The organism is Novosphingobium sp. Chol11, from assembly GCF_945870625.1.
GTDB lineage: Bacteria > Pseudomonadota > Alphaproteobacteria > Sphingomonadales > Sphingomonadaceae > Novosphingobium.
This window is the reverse complement of sequence record NZ_CAMBTS010000019.1, coordinates 1-15,191: the sequence shown is the minus strand read 5'-3', so window position 1 is coordinate 15,191 and position 15,191 is coordinate 1. Positions and strand designations below refer to the sequence as shown.

13 protein-coding genes are annotated in these 15,191 nt (G+C 64.9%); 4 read left to right on the top strand and 9 right to left on the bottom strand.

Annotated elements, in window-relative coordinates; translation table 11 throughout:
* The first annotated feature begins 3 nt into the window (after positions 1–3).
* Entirely contained in the window at positions 4–1,419 is a 1,416-nt protein-coding gene (locus Q0O40_RS05295; RefSeq protein WP_295527145.1) for a class I SAM-dependent methyltransferase, read from the top strand.
* Here Q0O40_RS05295 and atzF read toward each other — a convergent pair.
* The 8 genes from atzF to Q0O40_RS05255 form a co-directional block, all read right to left on the bottom strand.
* Complete coding sequence (gene atzF / locus Q0O40_RS05290) at positions 1,416–3,167, bottom strand: allophanate hydrolase (RefSeq protein ID WP_295527143.1); 1,752 nt, start codon at positions 3,165–3,167, stop codon at positions 1,416–1,418. The two genes, Q0O40_RS05295 and atzF, sit on opposite strands and share 4 nt — an antisense overlap.
* Complete coding sequence (gene uca / locus Q0O40_RS05285) at positions 3,164–6,766, bottom strand: urea carboxylase (protein ID WP_295527142.1); 3,603 nt, start codon at positions 6,764–6,766, stop codon at positions 3,164–3,166. The genes atzF and uca overlap by 4 nt, the downstream gene beginning before the upstream one ends.
* Positions 6,763–7,398, bottom strand: a complete 636-nt coding sequence (locus Q0O40_RS05280; protein WP_295527140.1) for an urea amidolyase associated protein UAAP2 — start codon at positions 7,396–7,398, stop codon at positions 6,763–6,765. Before Q0O40_RS05280 ends, uca begins: the two co-directional genes overlap by 4 nt.
* Positions 7,395–8,213, bottom strand: a complete 819-nt coding sequence (locus Q0O40_RS05275; RefSeq protein ID WP_295527138.1) for an urea amidolyase associated protein UAAP1 — start codon at positions 8,211–8,213, stop codon at positions 7,395–7,397. The genes Q0O40_RS05280 and Q0O40_RS05275 overlap by 4 nt, the downstream gene beginning before the upstream one ends.
* Positions 8,210–8,662 (bottom strand): CopG family ribbon-helix-helix protein, encoded by a 453-nt coding sequence (locus Q0O40_RS05270; protein ID WP_295527190.1) that lies wholly within the window; start codon positions 8,660–8,662, stop codon positions 8,210–8,212. Before Q0O40_RS05270 ends, Q0O40_RS05275 begins: the two co-directional genes overlap by 4 nt.
* A gap of 104 nt (positions 8,663–8,766) precedes the next feature.
* Positions 8,767–9,522, bottom strand: a complete 756-nt coding sequence (locus Q0O40_RS05265; protein ID WP_295527136.1) for an ATP-binding cassette domain-containing protein — start codon at positions 9,520–9,522, stop codon at positions 8,767–8,769.
* Positions 9,519–10,334: an ABC transporter permease gene (locus Q0O40_RS05260; RefSeq protein WP_295527134.1), complete on the bottom strand. Its 816-nt coding sequence runs from the start codon at positions 10,332–10,334 to the stop codon at positions 9,519–9,521. Before Q0O40_RS05260 ends, Q0O40_RS05265 begins: the two co-directional genes overlap by 4 nt.
* A 25-nt stretch (positions 10,335–10,359) precedes the next feature.
* Positions 10,360–11,394 carry a putative urea ABC transporter substrate-binding protein gene (locus Q0O40_RS05255; RefSeq protein WP_295527189.1) on the bottom strand — a complete coding sequence of 345 codons (1,035 nt, stop codon included), beginning with the start codon at positions 11,392–11,394 and terminating at the stop codon, positions 10,360–10,362.
* Between the two features lie 223 nt (positions 11,395–11,617).
* Between Q0O40_RS05255 and Q0O40_RS05250 the strand changes: the two genes are divergently transcribed.
* Entirely contained in the window at positions 11,618–12,520 is a 903-nt protein-coding gene (locus Q0O40_RS05250; RefSeq protein WP_295527131.1) for an MBL fold metallo-hydrolase, read from the top strand.
* A 74-nt stretch (positions 12,521–12,594) separates the two neighbouring features.
* A complete protein-coding gene (locus Q0O40_RS05245; protein ID WP_295527128.1) occupies positions 12,595–12,999 on the top strand; it encodes a BLUF domain-containing protein in 405 nt (134 codons plus the stop codon).
* Positions 13,000–13,018: 19 nt separating this feature from the next.
* Here the strand turns inward: Q0O40_RS05245 and Q0O40_RS05240 are convergent, their stop codons facing one another.
* Positions 13,019–13,930 carry a YncE family protein gene (locus Q0O40_RS05240; RefSeq protein WP_295527125.1) on the bottom strand — a complete coding sequence of 304 codons (912 nt, stop codon included), beginning with the start codon at positions 13,928–13,930 and terminating at the stop codon, positions 13,019–13,021.
* Between the two features lie 232 nt (positions 13,931–14,162).
* Here Q0O40_RS05240 and Q0O40_RS05235 point away from each other — a divergent pair, with 232 nt between their 5' ends.
* On the top strand, positions 14,163–15,026 hold the full coding sequence (locus Q0O40_RS05235) for a sterol desaturase family protein (protein ID WP_295527122.1): 864 nt from the start codon (positions 14,163–14,165) through the stop codon (positions 15,024–15,026).
* Positions 15,027–15,191: the final 165 nt, after the last annotated feature.

Sequence of the window (15,191 nt, the reverse complement as noted above, 5' to 3'; positions counted from 1 at the left end):
AGCATGACAACCGCCTACGACACTGTCGTTTATCCCAGCATGGTGTTTGAGCAGACGCACCCGGATCGCTTGCGCGCGCTTGCGCAGATCCATGGGCTGGCTGCGCCTGAGATTGGCGCCGCGCGCGTGCTCGAAATCGCAGGTGGCGACGGGCTGAACCTGATCGCGATGGCGGCAGCCAATCCCGGTATGGCGTGCCAGGGCTTCGATCTGGCCGAGACCGCTGTAGCGCGGGGGCAAGCGCTGATTGCAGCCGCGGGCCTTACGAATGTCGAGCTCCAAGTCTGCGATATTCTCGACGCGTGCGAGCGCTATCCGGCGGGCAGCTTTGACTACATCATCGCGCACGGGGTCTATGCCTGGGTGCCGGAGCCGGTGCGCGCCGGGATCATGGCACTGATCGGGCATGCGCTGGCCCCCGATGGGGTTGCCTTTGTGAGCTATAACGCGATGCCGGGCGGCTATGTCCGCATGATGATGCGCGACATGCTGCTCCATGCGCTTGAAGGCACCGAGGCGATCAACGAAAAGATTGCAATCACGCACCAATGCCTCGAGTTGTTCTCAAAGCCGCAAGACAGCGATGATGTGGTGGTGACCGCGCTGCGCAAGCAAGCAGCATCGATGCTCGAACGGCCAGACAGCGTGTTGTTTCACGACGAGCTCGGCGGCACTTTCGCGCCGCAGCGGCTGACTGACGTGGTGGCGCAAGCGCGTGAGCATGGCTTGACCTTTCTTACCGACGATTCCGGGGCCCGCCTCAATCTCGATGGATTCCTGCCCGACGGGGTGGCGCCAGAAGGCGATCTGGACAAGCTGGTGGTGCGCGCGGCGCAAGCGTCCGACTATGCCACGGTGCGGTTCTTTCGCCACAGCGTGTTCGTGCGCAGCGCTCACAAACCCTTGCGCGTCTTTGATCCGCAGACGTTGGACGGGCTGTGGATGTCTTGCTCGCTCAAGAAAGAAGAAGATGGCAGCTATCGCAGCGGACGCACAACGTTCAGTCTGAAAGACGAAGAGATGGTTCGGATGATCGATAGCGTCTCCGCGCATTGGCCCGAGCGCTTTCCCTTCGCCGAAAAGGTACTCGACGCGGGTCGGCGGCGCACTTTGCTCGATATGTTCGGACGCGGGTACATCCGGTTTCATCATGGCCCGGCCATATGCGCGCTGAGCGCGGGAGATCGTCCCAAGCTGAGCCCACTCGTCCGCGCGATGTTTGGCCGGGGTGAAACGCAAGTCGCGACGCTCGATCACAAGATCATGAACATCCAACAGAGCGAACTGAAGGCTTTGCTGTTGGCGGCAGATGGAACACGGACACTCGCCGAAATCGCGGCTTTGCCCGGGCTGCCCTTCCCAGCAGAACACGTTGAATCCGCGCTTGATGCGGCGGCGCGGCGGGCCTTACTGGTTTAACGCGCCACGAAGGCGCGCCAGCCGCCGAGCGCGGTAATGTCTTCCGCGCCGGTGATCGCGCGCGGTTCGGCGACGAAACCTTTGACCAGACTGCCGTCCTCAAGCTCGACCGTGCCGATGGCGAGCGGCGGCGGCACTTCGGCGACAAAGCTGCCGAAGGCGGCGATATCGAGCTCGTAGATTTCGAGCGCGATCGCCGCGCCATCGCCGGTGTGGACGAGAGCGGGCTTGGGCGGCACGCTGTTGGCGATGGCATAGAGGCGGTAAGCGGACCCGGTCTTGGCCTCGCCGACAAAGCGCGCGTCGCGCGAGGTGAGCTGCCAGTGCAGCGGCATGTCTTTCAAATGCGCACCGACGACGGCCAGTTTCACGGTATCCATGCGTCCCTCCAGATCGAGCGGCGGCGGGGTGGCCGGCGCGGGGTAAAGCTTGGCCGCCGCGGCGATCAGCGCGCGGTCGGTGGCGGCCGGGCCGATCAGCGTAACGCCAAAGCCGGTGCCATTGGCGCGCACGCCAGTGGGCACGGCAATCGCGGCCATGTCGAGCAGGTTCACGAAATTGGTGTAAGCCCCCAGATTGGCGTTAAGCGCGACCGGCGCGGCGAGCATTTCGGCCACGCGGTAGCAGGTGGGCGCGGTGGGCAGCGCCAGCATGTCGATATCCGCCCACATCGCTTCTGCCGCGCGCGCAAGATCGGCGAGGCGGTACATCGCCTCGAAAGTCTCGACCGCGCCATAGGCGAAACCGCGCTCGACGATCCCGCGCACGACCGGGTGGATGGCCTCGGCATCGGACTGGAGCAGATCTTTGATCGCGGCCGTCCGCTCGGCGACCCATGGGCCATCGTAAAGCAGCCGCGCCGCCTCATTGAGCGGGGTCATGTCGATTTCGACAAGTTCAGCGTCCAGCGCGGCCAGCGCGCGATCATAGAGATGGCCCGATTCGAGATCGCCGAACCACGGCCGCTGATGCGCCAGCGGGATGCCGATGCGGCGCGCGGGGCGGGGGGCGTCGGGGAGCGCGCGAGAGAGCGGGTCGGCTGCATCGAAGCCCGCAATCGCGGTATCGATCAACGCCGCATCCGCGGTGTCGCCGGTGAACACGGTGATGCAATCCAGCGTGCGGCAGGCTGGCACGAGGCCCCGGCTGCTCCAGCGCCCGCGTGTCGGCTTGAAGCCGATGAGGTGGTTGAACGCGGCGGGAATGCGGCCCGAGCCCGCCGTGTCGGTGCCGAGGCCGAAGACGACCAGCCCGGCGGCGACCGCGATGGCGGAGCCAGAGCTTGAGCCGCCGCTGATATAGGCGCGGTTGTAGGCATTGCGGGGGATGCCATAGGGGCTGCGGGTGCCGTTGAGCCCGGTGGCGAATTGATCGAGATTGGCTTTGCCGATGGGAATCGCGCCTGCTGCGACCAGTCGCTCGACGACGGTGGCGGATCGGGCAGGGCGATAGGCGAAGACGGGGCAGGCGGCGGTGGTATCGAGCCCGGCGACGTCGATGTTGTCCTTCACCGCGAAGGGCACGCCGGCCAGCGGCAGCACCTCGCCCGCCGCAATCCGCGCATCGACTGCGGCTGCAGCGGCACGCAGGGCGGCGGGATCGAAGCGCGAAATCCACACAGCGGACTGCACGGTGTCGTAGAACGCAACCCGTTCGAGCACCCGCTCGATCACGTGCACGGCGCTATGCGCGCCGGTTTGAACCGCGCTGGCGATTTCGGCGGCGGAAAGGCGGGCCAGCGCGGTCATGCGCGCGCCAGCGCGAGCATCGGCGCGCCGGGGTTGATCGACTGGCGCTCAGCCACATAGATCGCCGCGACCGTGCCCGCAGCGGGGCTCTCAACCGGAAACTCGGTCTTCATCGCTTCGATCACCGCAATCGTCTCCCCGGCGGCGACGGTATCGCCCAGCCCCTTCATCAGTTTCCACACGCTGCCGCCAAAGGGCGCTTCGACCAGCTGCGCCCCATCAGGCACGACAATGGCATCCGCATCCGCGCCGCCGCCGCTTGCCTCGGTCAGGCTGGCGACGCGGTCAAACTCGCCGCGCTCCTCCCATTCGGCGCGCTCGGCGGCGAAGGCGGCGTTGCGGCGGGTTTCGAACTCAGTGATCGAGGCGGCGTTGTCGCTCAGGAAGGCGCGGTAATCGGCCAGCCGGAACGCAGTCTCTTCGATCTGGATGGCGCGGCGGCCGAGCGGGAAGTCGCGCCGCCATTCGGTCAATTCGTCATGGCTGACCGGAAAAAAGCGGATCTGGTCGAAAAAGCGCAGGAGCCACGGCTGGCCATCGGCGAAGGCGGCGGTCTTGCGATAGGTGTTCCACACCTGAATCGTGCGGCCGAACAGCTGATAGCCGCCAGGCCCCTCCATCCCATAAATGCACATATAGGCACCGCCGATGCCGACGACATTCGGCGGGGTCCAGGTGCGCGCGGGGTTGTACTTGGTGGTCACCAGCCGGTGGCGCGGATCAATCGGCGTCGCGACGGGCGCGCCGAGATAGACATCGCCGAGGCCATAGACGAGGTAGCTGGCATCGAACACGGTGCGCCGCACGTCTTCGGCGCTGGCGAGGCCGTTAACCCGGCGGATGAACTCGATGTTGTCCGGGCACCACGGCGCATCATCGCGCACCACGACCATGTAGCGCTCGATCGTCTGATGGATCGCCGGATCGTCCCAGCTCAGCGGCAGGTGGACGATGCGCGAGGGGATGACGAAGTCTTCCAGATCGCCCAGCGTTTGTTCGATCGCGATCAGATTCGCGAGCAGCGCCGCCTGCGTGAGCGCCGCCCCATCGAAATGGACCTGAAACGAACGGATGCCGGGGACGACGTCGATGATGCCGGGAAGCGCCAGATCGGACAGCGCGGCGGTCGCGGCGTGCACCCGCAGCCGCAACTCGAGATCGAGCGTGATCGGGCCGTATTCAACCAGCAGGTTGCGGTCGCCCTGCTGGCGGTAGGTCACGAGCGGGCGGGCACCCTGCGGCGGCAAATGATGCAGGATGGCGCTGTCATCGGGCGCGGTGCTGCTCGGTGCGGGCAGGGCGATGCCATCGGCGATCAGCGCTTCTTCGGCCGCCGCCGCCGCTTCGGCTTCGGCGAGGCTGACCCGGCTGAACCGAACCGCGTCGCCGGGTGCGAACTGGCCCAGCTTCCACAAGTCTGCCGCGATCACCACGAACGGGCAAACGAACCCGCCGAGCGATGGTCCGTCCGGTCCCAGAATGATCGGCATGTCGCCAGTGAAATCGACCGCGCCGATGGCGTAGGGATTGTCGTGGATGTTCGAGGGGTGCAGCCCCGCCTCGCCGCCATCCTGCCGCGCCCAGCAGGGCTTGGGGCCAATGAGGCGCACGCCGGTGCGGTTGCTGTTGTAATGTACGCGCCATTCGGCGCCGAGGATCGCGGCGATGTCCTCCGCCGTGAAGAAATCGGGTGCGCCGTGGGGGCCATAGAGCACGCGCACTGTCCATTCCGGGCCGAGCGGCGCTTGCGATGCTGTGCCGGGTTCTGGCGGCGCGGCGCTGGTCTGCCCGGCGAGATGCAGCGTATCGCCCGCGAGCAGGCGGCGGCCGCCGTGCCCGCCGAATTCGCCGAGATCGAACGTGCTGCCGCTGCCAAGGTAGCTGGGCACCTCAAGCCCGCCGGCAAACAGGATATAGCCGCGCATCCCGCCGCCGCTGACCCGGCCGAGGGCGAGCACCTGGCCTGCGCGCACCGCGATCGGTTGGCCGCGCGCAATGGCGATGCCATCCAGCGTCGCGCCGAAGTCCGCGCCGGTGAGGCAGATGGCGGCTGGGGTGTTGAACTGGATGACCGGGCCAGTGGCAGTGACTTCCAGCCCAGCCGCGCTTTGCGCATTGCCGAGCAGACGGTTGCCCAGCCGGAACGCGCGCGCATCCATCGGCCCCGACGGCGGCACGCCGACATCCCAGAGCCCGGTGCGGCCCGGATAGTCCTGCACCGTGGTCGCAGTGCCGCCGCTGCGCACGGTGAGGCTGCGCGCGGCATGCACCACGCTTTCAAGCGAACGAGTCGAGACATCGCCCGAGACGAAATCATCGCTGCGCACCACATCGCGCAGCCAACGCAGATTGGTCTCGATCCCCGCCAGCCGCGTCTTATCCAGCGCCGCCTGCATCAGGGCCACCGCCTCGGCGCGCGTGCTCCCGCGGACGATCAGCTTGCCCAGCATCGGGTCGTAGAACGGGGAGACCACGCTGCCGCGCTCGACCCAGGTTTCTGTTCGCGCATCGGCGGGAAAGCTGGCGTCGGTCAGTTTGCCCGAGGCCGGGCGGAAATCGAGCGCGGGGTCTTCGGCATAGAGCCGCGCCTGAATCGACCACCCTTTGGGCGGCGACACGGGCGTATCGAGAAACGCTGTATCACCCGCCGCGCCGCGCACCATCCATTCGACCAAATCGATGCCGGTCACTTCCTCGGTAACGCCGTGCTCGACTTGAAGCCTTGTGTTGACCTCGAGGAAAAACCAGTCTTCGCGCGCCGGGTCATAGAGAAACTCGACCGTGCCCGCCGAACGATAGTGCGCAGCCTCGCCCAGCCGCACCGCCGCGGCGATCAATTCGGCACGTACGCGGCTTGGCAAATTCGGCGCAGGGGCTTCTTCGAGCACCTTCTGGTTGCGCCGCTGCAGCGAGCAATCGCGCTCGCCCAGTGCGATCACCCGGCCGGCGCCGTCGCCGAAAATCTGCACCTCGACATGGCGCGCGCGCGGCACGAACCGCTCCAAAAACAGCCCGGCATCGCTGAAATTGCTCGCGCCCAGCCGCGCGACGGCCTCGAACCCTTCGCGCACCGCATCGGCATCGGTGCAAACCCGCATGCCGATACCGCCGCCGCCCGCAGTCGCCTTCAGCATCACCGGATATCCGATCCGCGCGGCCTCGCTCACCGCCGTTTCGGCATCGGCGAGCAGACCAGTGCCGGGGGCCAACGCAATCCCGTTGGCCTGCGCCAATGCGCGTGCGCTGTGCTTCAGGCCAAAGGCGCGGATGTTTTCGGGCGTCGGCCCGATGAAGGCGATGCCCGCGCTTTCGCAAGCCTCGGCAAAGGCGGCGTTTTCGGAGAGAAAGCCATAGCCCGGATGGATCGCCTCAGCGCCGGTTTCGCGCGCAGCGGCGAGGATGCGGCCGACATCGAGATAGCTTTCGGCGGCCGCACCGGGACCGATCCGCACCGCAACATCGGCTTCTGCCACATGGCGCGAGGCCTCGTCGGCGTCGGAAAACACCGCTACCGAACGGATGCCCATACGCTTCAAGGTGCGGATGATGCGGCAGGCGATAGCCCCGCGATTGGCAATCAGGACCGTGTTGAAGTTCATGCAGTCACGATCATGCGCACGGAAGTGGGGTTAAAACCGTTGCACGGGTTGTTGATCTGCGGGCAGTTCGACACCACCACGATCACATCCATCTCGGCGCGCAAGTCCACCGTCAGCCCCGGCGCGGAAATACCATCGACGATGCCCAGCGCGCCATCGGGCTCGACCGGCACATTCATGAAGAAGTTGATGTTCGAGACGATATCGCGCTTGCCGCGCCCTTCACGCAAATTCGCCTCGAGGAAATTGTCGACGCAGGCGTGCTGCGCCTTGGTGTGGTGGCCATAGCGCAGGCTGTTGGACTCGCAGCTGCAGGCACCGCCGATGGTGTCGTGATACTCGACAGAGGTATCGACGATGGTCATCATCGGATTGCCCTCGTTGGAGAGCAGCACGCTGCCGGTGCGCAGGAAGATGTTCGATTGCGCGGCGATGGTATCCTGCGCGCTATAGCGCTCGGCATCATCGGCCGCCGCATAGAGCAGGAAATCGACGGCCTGATTGCCTTCGAGATCAACAATGCGCAGTGTTTCGCCCGCCTTGATCCGGTGCATCCACGGCGCGCGGGCGGAGACCACCTCGTCGTGCAGAACGTTATTGGCGTGGGGCGGGATGTGGGGATCGTGTGTCATCGGCGGTACAGATCCTCGGTGTTGAGGAAAGCGCGCTGGCCTTCGGGGGTGGCGTTCCGGATGGCGTCTTCTTCGCCAGCAATAGGCCCGCGCCAGGCGGTGGCGCGCAGCGGGGTGACGCTCCATGGCCGCGCATCGAGCACATGCGGGCAATTGGCGATCACCACGATCACCTCCATCTCGGCGCGCAGCACGACTGTGCGGCCCGGCGCGAAGGGGCCGAACTGCGGCTCGGTTGTGCCATCGGCGGCGATGCGCACACCCTTGAACAGATTGATGCAGGGATGCACGTCGCGCCGCCCCAGCCCATGCTTGGCCGAGCCCAGCAACAGCCGGTCGCGCGCATTGGGGAAGTTGCCCGAATTGCGCCCCTCGCCATAACGGCGGCGGTTTGAGGCTTCGTTCGATGCGCCGCAAAAGGCATCGTGCGTGCCCGCATCGTCATGTTCAAAGCTGGCGAGGACGCGGCCCATATCCGAGAGCAGCAGGCTGCCTGCGCCGGGATAGGCGTTCCATTGCACTTTCACCGTGTCGGCGATGTTCAGCCGCTCGGTCGGCATCGCCGCGTTGTAGAGCAGCAGCGACGCGCAGGCATCGCCCTGCAAATCGATCAGCCGCAGCCGGGTGCCGCGCGCCAGCGAGCGAGAGGCATAGCCGCCAGAGGCAATGGTTTCTTCCCAGACAAGATCGGCCGGGCTGACGCCGGCGGGCAGATCATCCGCGCGAGGCGGCAGGATCGGCATAGCCTCGGCGACGGTGCCCGCCATGGCGCGGGCATGGTCGCGGGCGGCATTGGGATTGGCAAGGGCGCTCATGCGGCCTCCTCATGTGGCTGGCCATGTGAACCTTGGGCAGCATCCTGATCGTAAAGCGGGGGGAGCAACGCGGTGGTGGTGAACAGCCGCAGCTGTTGCACCCCGCGCACTTTGCGCAGCGCATCGCACAACGCGCGCAGCCGCCGCGCTGGGCCTTGCACCAGCAGCACTTCGAGCGACTGGTCGTCTTCGAGAAAGACGTGCTGCGAGGAAATCACCTCTTTCAAATACTCGGTCTGCGTTTGCGCCAGCTGGTGGCGCACGCGGCCCATATCGGCGCGGTAGACCAAGGTAATCGTGCCCGCGAGCATATCCTCGGGGCGCTCCGCCGCGCCATGTTCGGCCAACTCGTTGCGAATGAGTTCGGCGATGAGCTGCGAGCGCGACGAGAGATCGCGCTCTTCCACCATGGCGTCAAGCTGACGCGAAAGCTCCGCCGGCAGGCTCATGCTCAGGCGGGCGAGCGCGGCTGGGGGGAGGTCTTTGGTCACATTGGCACTCTCTTAATTATTACCGATTCTGTCAATCGTAATACTGAACGATACGCTCAGCGTTATGCGGGGATCGCATCGGGCGCGGCCTTGCGATCAAGCGCGAGGTCGTACACCGCCGTCGCGCCATAGCGGTGCGGTGCGTGGGGATCATGGCGGCGCTTGTCGAACGAGATCACCCGCGTGCCCAGCTTGAACGCTTCCTGGATATCGTGCGTCACCATGAGCACGGTGAGCGCGCGTTCGTGCCAGAGCCGGGTGATCAGCCGGTGCATATCCTGCCGGATGCCGGGATCGAGCGCGCCGAACGGCTCGTCGAGCAGAAGCACACGCGGCCGCGCCATCAATGCCTGCGCGATCGCCAGCCGTTGCTGCATCCCGCCCGAAAGCTGCGCGGGATACGTGTGCCGCGCATCGGCAAGGCCGACCTCTTCGAGCATGGCCAGCGCCTCGGCCTCTGCGGCGCGCCGCGCTGCGCCAAACAAGCGCGCGGTGAACGGCGCGGCCACGCATTCACGGTTGAACATCACATTGCGCAGCGCGGTAAGGTGCGGGAAGACCGAGTAGCGTTGAAACACTACCCCGCGATCCGGCCCGCATTCGGGCGGCAGGGGCGCGCCATCGAGCAGGATTTTGCCCCGGCTCGGCGCTTCCTGCCCCAAAACCAGACGCAGGAAGCTGCTCTTGCCCGCGCCGGAGGGGCCGACAATCCCGACGAAGCTGCGTTCGGCGATGGCGAGGCTGACACGCTCAAGCACGACCCTGTCGCCATATTCGAGCCACACGTTGTCGAACGCGATCAAAGCGGGGACGCTCATCGTCCAGCCTCGTGCGCCCAGCCGAAGGCGCGGCGGCTGAGCTGCGCCAGCGCCACATCCATCACGATGGCGAGCAGCGAAATCCAGATCACATAGGGAATGATGATGTCCATCGAGAGATAGCGGCGGACGAGGAAGATGCGGTAGCCAAGGCCGATGTCAGACGCGATGGCTTCGGCCGAAATCAGATAAACCCAAGCCGGCCCCAAGGACAGTCGGACGCCAGCGATGAGCCGGGGCAGCGCCTGCGGCAAGGCGACGCGCAGCGCCAGTTGCCAGCTGCTCGCGCCCAAAGTCTGCGCCTTGATCATCTGCTCGCGCGGCAAAGCAGTGATATGATCGGCCAGATCGCGGATCAGGAACGGGGTGATGCCGATCACGATCAGCGCCACTTTGGCGGTCTCGCCAAGGCCGAACACGATGAACAGGATCGGCAGCAGCGCGATCGGCGGAATCACGGCGATCGTAGTTACAAGGGGGCCAAAGGTCCCGCGCGCGGCGGGCAGCACACCCAGCACCATGCCGACCAAGAGCGCCGAAAGCGTACAAATGGCGAGCGCAATGCCAAGCCGTTCGAGGCTGGCAAGCGTATCCGCCCAAAAGATCAGCTGGCCGGTGAGCGGATCGGCGTCGGCCATCATGGTGCGCATCGCCGCAAACATCGCGGCGGGCGTGGGCAGAACTTTGTCAGCGGAATTGGCGGCGTGGCGGCTGGCCGAGGCGATCAGATACGCCAGCAGGAGGACCACCAGCGGCCCCGCGCCGAGCAACCACCCGGTGCGCCGCGAGGGCCGCACATTTACCCAGCGCATGGGGGAGCCACGTTCATAAACTGGATCAATTTCCGCCCGCCGCAGCCTGCTCCATGAAGGTCGGATCGAAGTGCAGCTTCACATTGGCCGCATCGCCCAACGTCTTGCCGCCCGGAAAAGCCATGCCCACCGCATCGGCGCTGCGCGCGCCCGGACCGAACAGCCCCTTGGAAAAGCTGAAATCGCGCACTTTGGTCATCGTGCTGATGAGGTCGGGCGCGCCCATCGCGGCAATCGCTTCCTTTGGGCTGCCATAAAGGTGCGTGGTTTTGAGCTGCGCGTCGAATGCTTCGGGGCTCGATCCGGCCAGTTTGGCCATCGCTGCACGCGCCGCTGCGCCGCTCGCGTCCTGCTGCTGCATCAGCGCGATGGTTTCATACCAGATCCCGGCGAGCGCCTTGCCCAGATTGGGATTGGCTTTGAGTGTGGCGCTGTCGACCACCAGAAGATCGAGGATCTCGGCGGGCACTTCGCTTGAAGCAAACGCCAGGTTGGCACCCGGCATTTTGCTGAGCTCGGTCAGCTGCGGGTTCCACGTCACCGCCGCATTGGCGGTCGGGCTGGAAAACGCCGCGACGATGTCTGCATCCGAGGTGTTCATCGTCTTTACGTCTGCAAGCTTGAGCCCCACGGTCGAAAGTGCGCGCGCCAGCAGATAGTGCGAGACGGATAGCTCGGCCAGGTAGACCGTGCGGCCCTTGATATCCGCGAGCGATGCCGCATTCTTTAGCACCACGCCGTCGTTGCCGTTCGAATAATCGCCCAGGATGATCGCGCTGGTATCTTTGCCGCCCGCCGCCGGGATCGTCAGCGCGTCCATGTTGGTGACGGTCACGCCGTCGAGCTTGCCCGCAGTGTACTGGTTGACCGATTCGACATAATCGTTGACCTGCACCACGTTGATCTTGATGCCGTATTTGTCGGCCCATTTCTTCACGATGCCGGCCTGCTGTGCATAGGGCCAGGGCATCCAACCGGCATAGATCGACCAGCCGATGCTGAATTCTGTCCGTTTCGCAGGCTCCGAAGCGCCGCCACCGCAAGCCGCAGTGGCTAGCATGACCGCTGCTGCGACGATCAAGCGCGCCTTCGCCATTCGGCCCATTGCCAGACGACCTTGAGACAGCCAGCGTGCCATGCATTCCCCTTGGGTTTCGTTTCGGTGCCTAGAGTGCGGCGGATTGACGCGGTTGTCTACCCTGTTCGTTATTACGTTTATGCAATTTAGTAATAAAACTTAAGGGCCCGTGATGATCCTTGCCACCCGCTTCCGCATTGCAGCAATGCGTAATTCGCCCCTTACCCTGAGCCTCGCCGTAACTGGCGCGTTTGCGCTGATCGCTGCCGCGCCGCCCGCGCCGGGTCCGCGATTCGAACACTGGATCGATGGCACGCTGGCAGTGGAGCCGCAAACGCAGGTGCAGGCCATCGATGCCGATACTTACGTGATCCGCCAGTCGGTCAAGACCAACTTCGAGGCCCCGTTTCTTTATCTGCTGTTTGGGCGGGAGCGCGCGTTGTTGCTCGATACTGGCGCGGGTGGTCTTAAAATCCGCCCGCAGGTCGACCAGCTGATCGCCGCGTGGCGCGCCGCGCATGGCGACCGCCCGCTGAAGCTCACCGTCGCGCATTCGCACAGCCACGGCGACCACCATGCGGGCGACGATGAATTCGCAGGCCGCGCCGATACCGACGTGATCGGCCTCAAGCCTGCCGAAGTCGCCGCCTACTTTCATGTCGCGAAGTGGCCGGTGACGCAGGGGCGGATCGATCTGGGCGGCCGCGTGCTCGCCATTCTCCCCACCCCGGGCCACGAGCCATCGCACATCATGGTCTACGACGCGCGCACGCGGCTGCTGTTTTCGGGCGACATGCTCTATCCGGGCCGGCTCTATGTGCCGCTCGATAAGTTCGCGGTGTTTCAGGCAAGCGCGGGCCGCCTCGCCGCGTTTGCCAGAACCCATCCGATCCGCGCGGCGCTGGGCGCGCATATCGAGATGACGACGACGCCCAAGCAGGATTACGCCCACGAGGCGCCGGCGCATGCCGCAGAGCATGGTCTCGCCTTGCCGGTCTCGGCGATTTATGAATTGCAGGCGGCGGCCAATCGCGCGGCCTCTGCGCCAGTGGTCGACCGCCATGCCGAGTTCATCCTGCACCCGGTTCCCGCGCGGCCGAACGAGTAAGCCGCCGCCGCGCCCTTGCGCCGCCGCCCCGGCAGGTCCACTATCCGCAGCAGCAATCGTGGGGGGCTCGTCCGTTGAAGCAGCTGATCTATTCTTCAGAGCCTTTCGGCTTTGACAGCGCGATGCTCGCAGGCATTCTGGTGCGCTCGCGCGAAAAGAACCGTGAGGCCGATATCACCGGCGCGCTGATCTGCCGCCATGATATGTATCTCCAACTCATCGAAGGCCCCGAAGCCGCGATCGACGCCGTCTTTGCGCGGATCGTTAAGGATGACCGGCACCTTGCTGTCAAAGTGCTGCTTAGCCGCACCGCCGATCAGCGGATGTTCCCGGAGTGGGAAATGCTCGATGATCAGATGCCATCGCTGACATGGTCGGCAGCCGACGTTGCGGGCGGCATTGTGGAGACGGCAACGCCCGAAATGCTGCTTGGCGTGTTCGAACGCGTTGCGGCCAAGGCACGAATCGCCGCCGCATAAGGCCTGCACGCAGCCGGCGCTACTTGCCGCCAGTGCCCCACCACGACAGCGTGTGCACATCGTGCGCGCTGGTCCACAATCCCGGCCCGACATAGCGCAGCGCGCCGCTGCCTGCCGGTTTGCCGAACCGGCCCAGCACCGCCATCGATTTGGGATCAACCACCACCATCACCTGATCGGCGGTGGTGCGCAGCCATACTTTGCCGCCGCCGGTGTCGATATCGCCATACATCCAGTCCGCGCCCACCTTCGTCCGGCCGGTGACTTCGACTGTGCGCGGATCGACCCGCGCCAAAGTCCCGTCGCCCTGTTCCTGCACCCACACGCCGCCTTCGCCCGCCGCAAGGAAAGCGGGCTGCTTGCCCAGCCTGGCCTTGCCGACGACCCGGTTGGTCGCCGGATCGATCTTCTGCACCGTCTGCGCTTTGCTGCTCACCGCCCAGAGCGCGCCTTCGCCATAGGCGAGGTAGGTGGTGCCGGGATCGACTTTGACCGAGGCGATCACGGTGTTGGTCGCCGGGTCGATCCGCGCGATCATGCCTGCGTCATCGCTGGGCGCCCAAACCGATCCCGCGCCCGACACCACGTTCAATTCGCCTCCGGTAACGGTCGTCAGGCCGGTGGGGATCACGGCAATAAACGAGGACATGCCGGTATCGATGCGGTTAACCCGGCGATGCTGGCAATCGGCGACCCACAGCGAGCCGAATGCCACCGTCATCCCGCCGCAGGGCTTGGCCATCGCCACTTCGGCAAGCTTGGCCTGCCGGGACCACAGCTCGACCCGGCCCTTGTTGGTGATCCAGACATTCTCGCCATCGACCGCCAGAAAGTCGGCAAAGCCGGGCACGGTCAGCACGATGTCCTCGCTGGCCAGAGGTGCGGGCGCTGCAGAGGCGTTGCCACTGGCGATCGCTGCTGCGGCTGCCATCAAAGCCATTCCCAAAAGCTGCTTCTGCAAATTCCGCCCCATCGCCCGATCTCCCACTCCTGCCGCATCAGGCGCTTGATTACGCGCTACGCCAAGTGTTGGGCCTACGTCATTCGGCGACCTGTGTCCGCGTCCCTTGTGGCCTATGCTCATGCAGTATGCGTTCTGCCAATGTTTTGGCAACATACGCGAGACTTCGTGGCGGGGTGTGATTCGCGTGATGAAATTGGCAATGACCTGGGTGCAGCCGGCATTTCTGGCGGTCATTTTTGCGTTCTGGAGCCTTGCGCCGGCATCGTGGGTCAATGCCAGCACGATGACGTTGGCCGTGCTGCTGACCTACGGCGCGGTGCAGGCGCTCGAATTTGTCAGTGAGCGGCATGCCAGCTGGCGCATCACATGGCGCGAATTTCGGACTGACTTCTTTTACTTGCTGCTTTTCACCTTCGTGATCGCGTGGTTCACTCAAATCGCTGCGGAAAACCCGCTGACTGCGCTCAAGGCTTCGCTCGGCATCGCCACCCCCTGGATCATGGCGCTGCCGTTTGTGCTGCAGGTCGCGCTGGTGCTCGTCGTCATCGAATTCGGGCAGTATTGGATGCACCGGCTGATGCACGGCAACTATGCCTTCTGGCTGACGCATGCGCCGCACCATCACATGACGCAGCTGAACGCACTGAAAGGCGCGACCGGCAATCCGATCGAACTGTTCCTGATCAGTCTCAGCGTGGTGGCCCTGCTCGATGTGCAATTGTCGGCGGTGTTCTGCGCCAGCAATATGCTGACCGGGATTACGTGCTTTGCCCATGCCAACGTGAAAACCACGCCGCCGCGCTGGTATTCCTATTTATTCACCACAATCGAGCACCACAGCCTGCATCACTCGACCCTGTTTGAAAACAATTTCAGCAACTTCGGCAATGGGCTGATCCTGCTCGACCGGATTTTCGGCACGTACCGCGAAGGCTTCTCCGAGATCGTCGGGCAGGATGAGCGCAAGCGACTCTCGATCTGGGAGCAGTGGGTGTTTCCGGCCAAGCATGGCATCCCTTACATCAAGGCGAAGCTCGCTGGTGAAACGCCGACGGTCGGTTGACCGTTCGGGATTTCCGCTAAAGCAGAGATCTCAAGCCTGTGAGCTCTGACCTGTCGTTTTGACCGACTGCGACCCCCGGCCTGTGCCGGGGCGCACGCTGCTTGAATGCAGCACCTGATCTGTTGCTGACATATCACACAGTGCCCTCAAGGACACCGCGCATAC

What these genes read in the sequence shown, in the direction of transcription:
- Q0O40_RS05260 (WP_295527134.1), bottom strand. Translation starts at nt 10,334, where the DNA reads ATGCGCTGGGTAAATGTGCGGCCCTCGCGGCGCACCGGGTGGTTGCTC.
- atzF (WP_295527143.1), bottom strand. Translation starts at nt 3,167, where the DNA reads ATGACCGCGCTGGCCCGCCTTTCCGCCGCCGAAATCGCCAGCGCGGTT.
- Q0O40_RS05265 (WP_295527136.1), bottom strand. Translation starts at nt 9,522, where the DNA reads ATGAGCGTCCCCGCTTTGATCGCGTTCGACAACGTGTGGCTCGAATAT.
- Q0O40_RS05255 (WP_295527189.1), bottom strand. Translation starts at nt 11,394, where the DNA reads ATGCTAGCCACTGCGGCTTGCGGTGGCGGCGCTTCGGAGCCTGCGAAA.
- Q0O40_RS05280 (WP_295527140.1), bottom strand. Translation starts at nt 7,398, where the DNA reads ATGACACACGATCCCCACATCCCGCCCCACGCCAATAACGTTCTGCAC.
- Q0O40_RS05295 (WP_295527145.1), top strand. Translation starts at nt 4, where the DNA reads ATGACAACCGCCTACGACACTGTCGTTTATCCCAGCATGGTGTTTGAG.
- Q0O40_RS05270 (WP_295527190.1), bottom strand. Translation starts at nt 8,662, where the DNA reads ATGAGCCTGCCGGCGGAGCTTTCGCGTCAGCTTGACGCCATGGTGGAA.
- Q0O40_RS05275 (WP_295527138.1), bottom strand. Translation starts at nt 8,213, where the DNA reads ATGAGCGCCCTTGCCAATCCCAATGCCGCCCGCGACCATGCCCGCGCC.
- Q0O40_RS05240 (WP_295527125.1), bottom strand. Translation starts at nt 13,930, where the DNA reads ATGGCAGCCGCAGCAGCGATCGCCAGTGGCAACGCCTCTGCAGCGCCC.
- uca (WP_295527142.1), bottom strand. Translation starts at nt 6,766, where the DNA reads ATGAACTTCAACACGGTCCTGATTGCCAATCGCGGGGCTATCGCCTGC.
- Q0O40_RS05250 (WP_295527131.1), top strand. Translation starts at nt 11,618, where the DNA reads ATGCGTAATTCGCCCCTTACCCTGAGCCTCGCCGTAACTGGCGCGTTT.
- Q0O40_RS05235 (WP_295527122.1), top strand. Translation starts at nt 14,163, where the DNA reads ATGACCTGGGTGCAGCCGGCATTTCTGGCGGTCATTTTTGCGTTCTGG.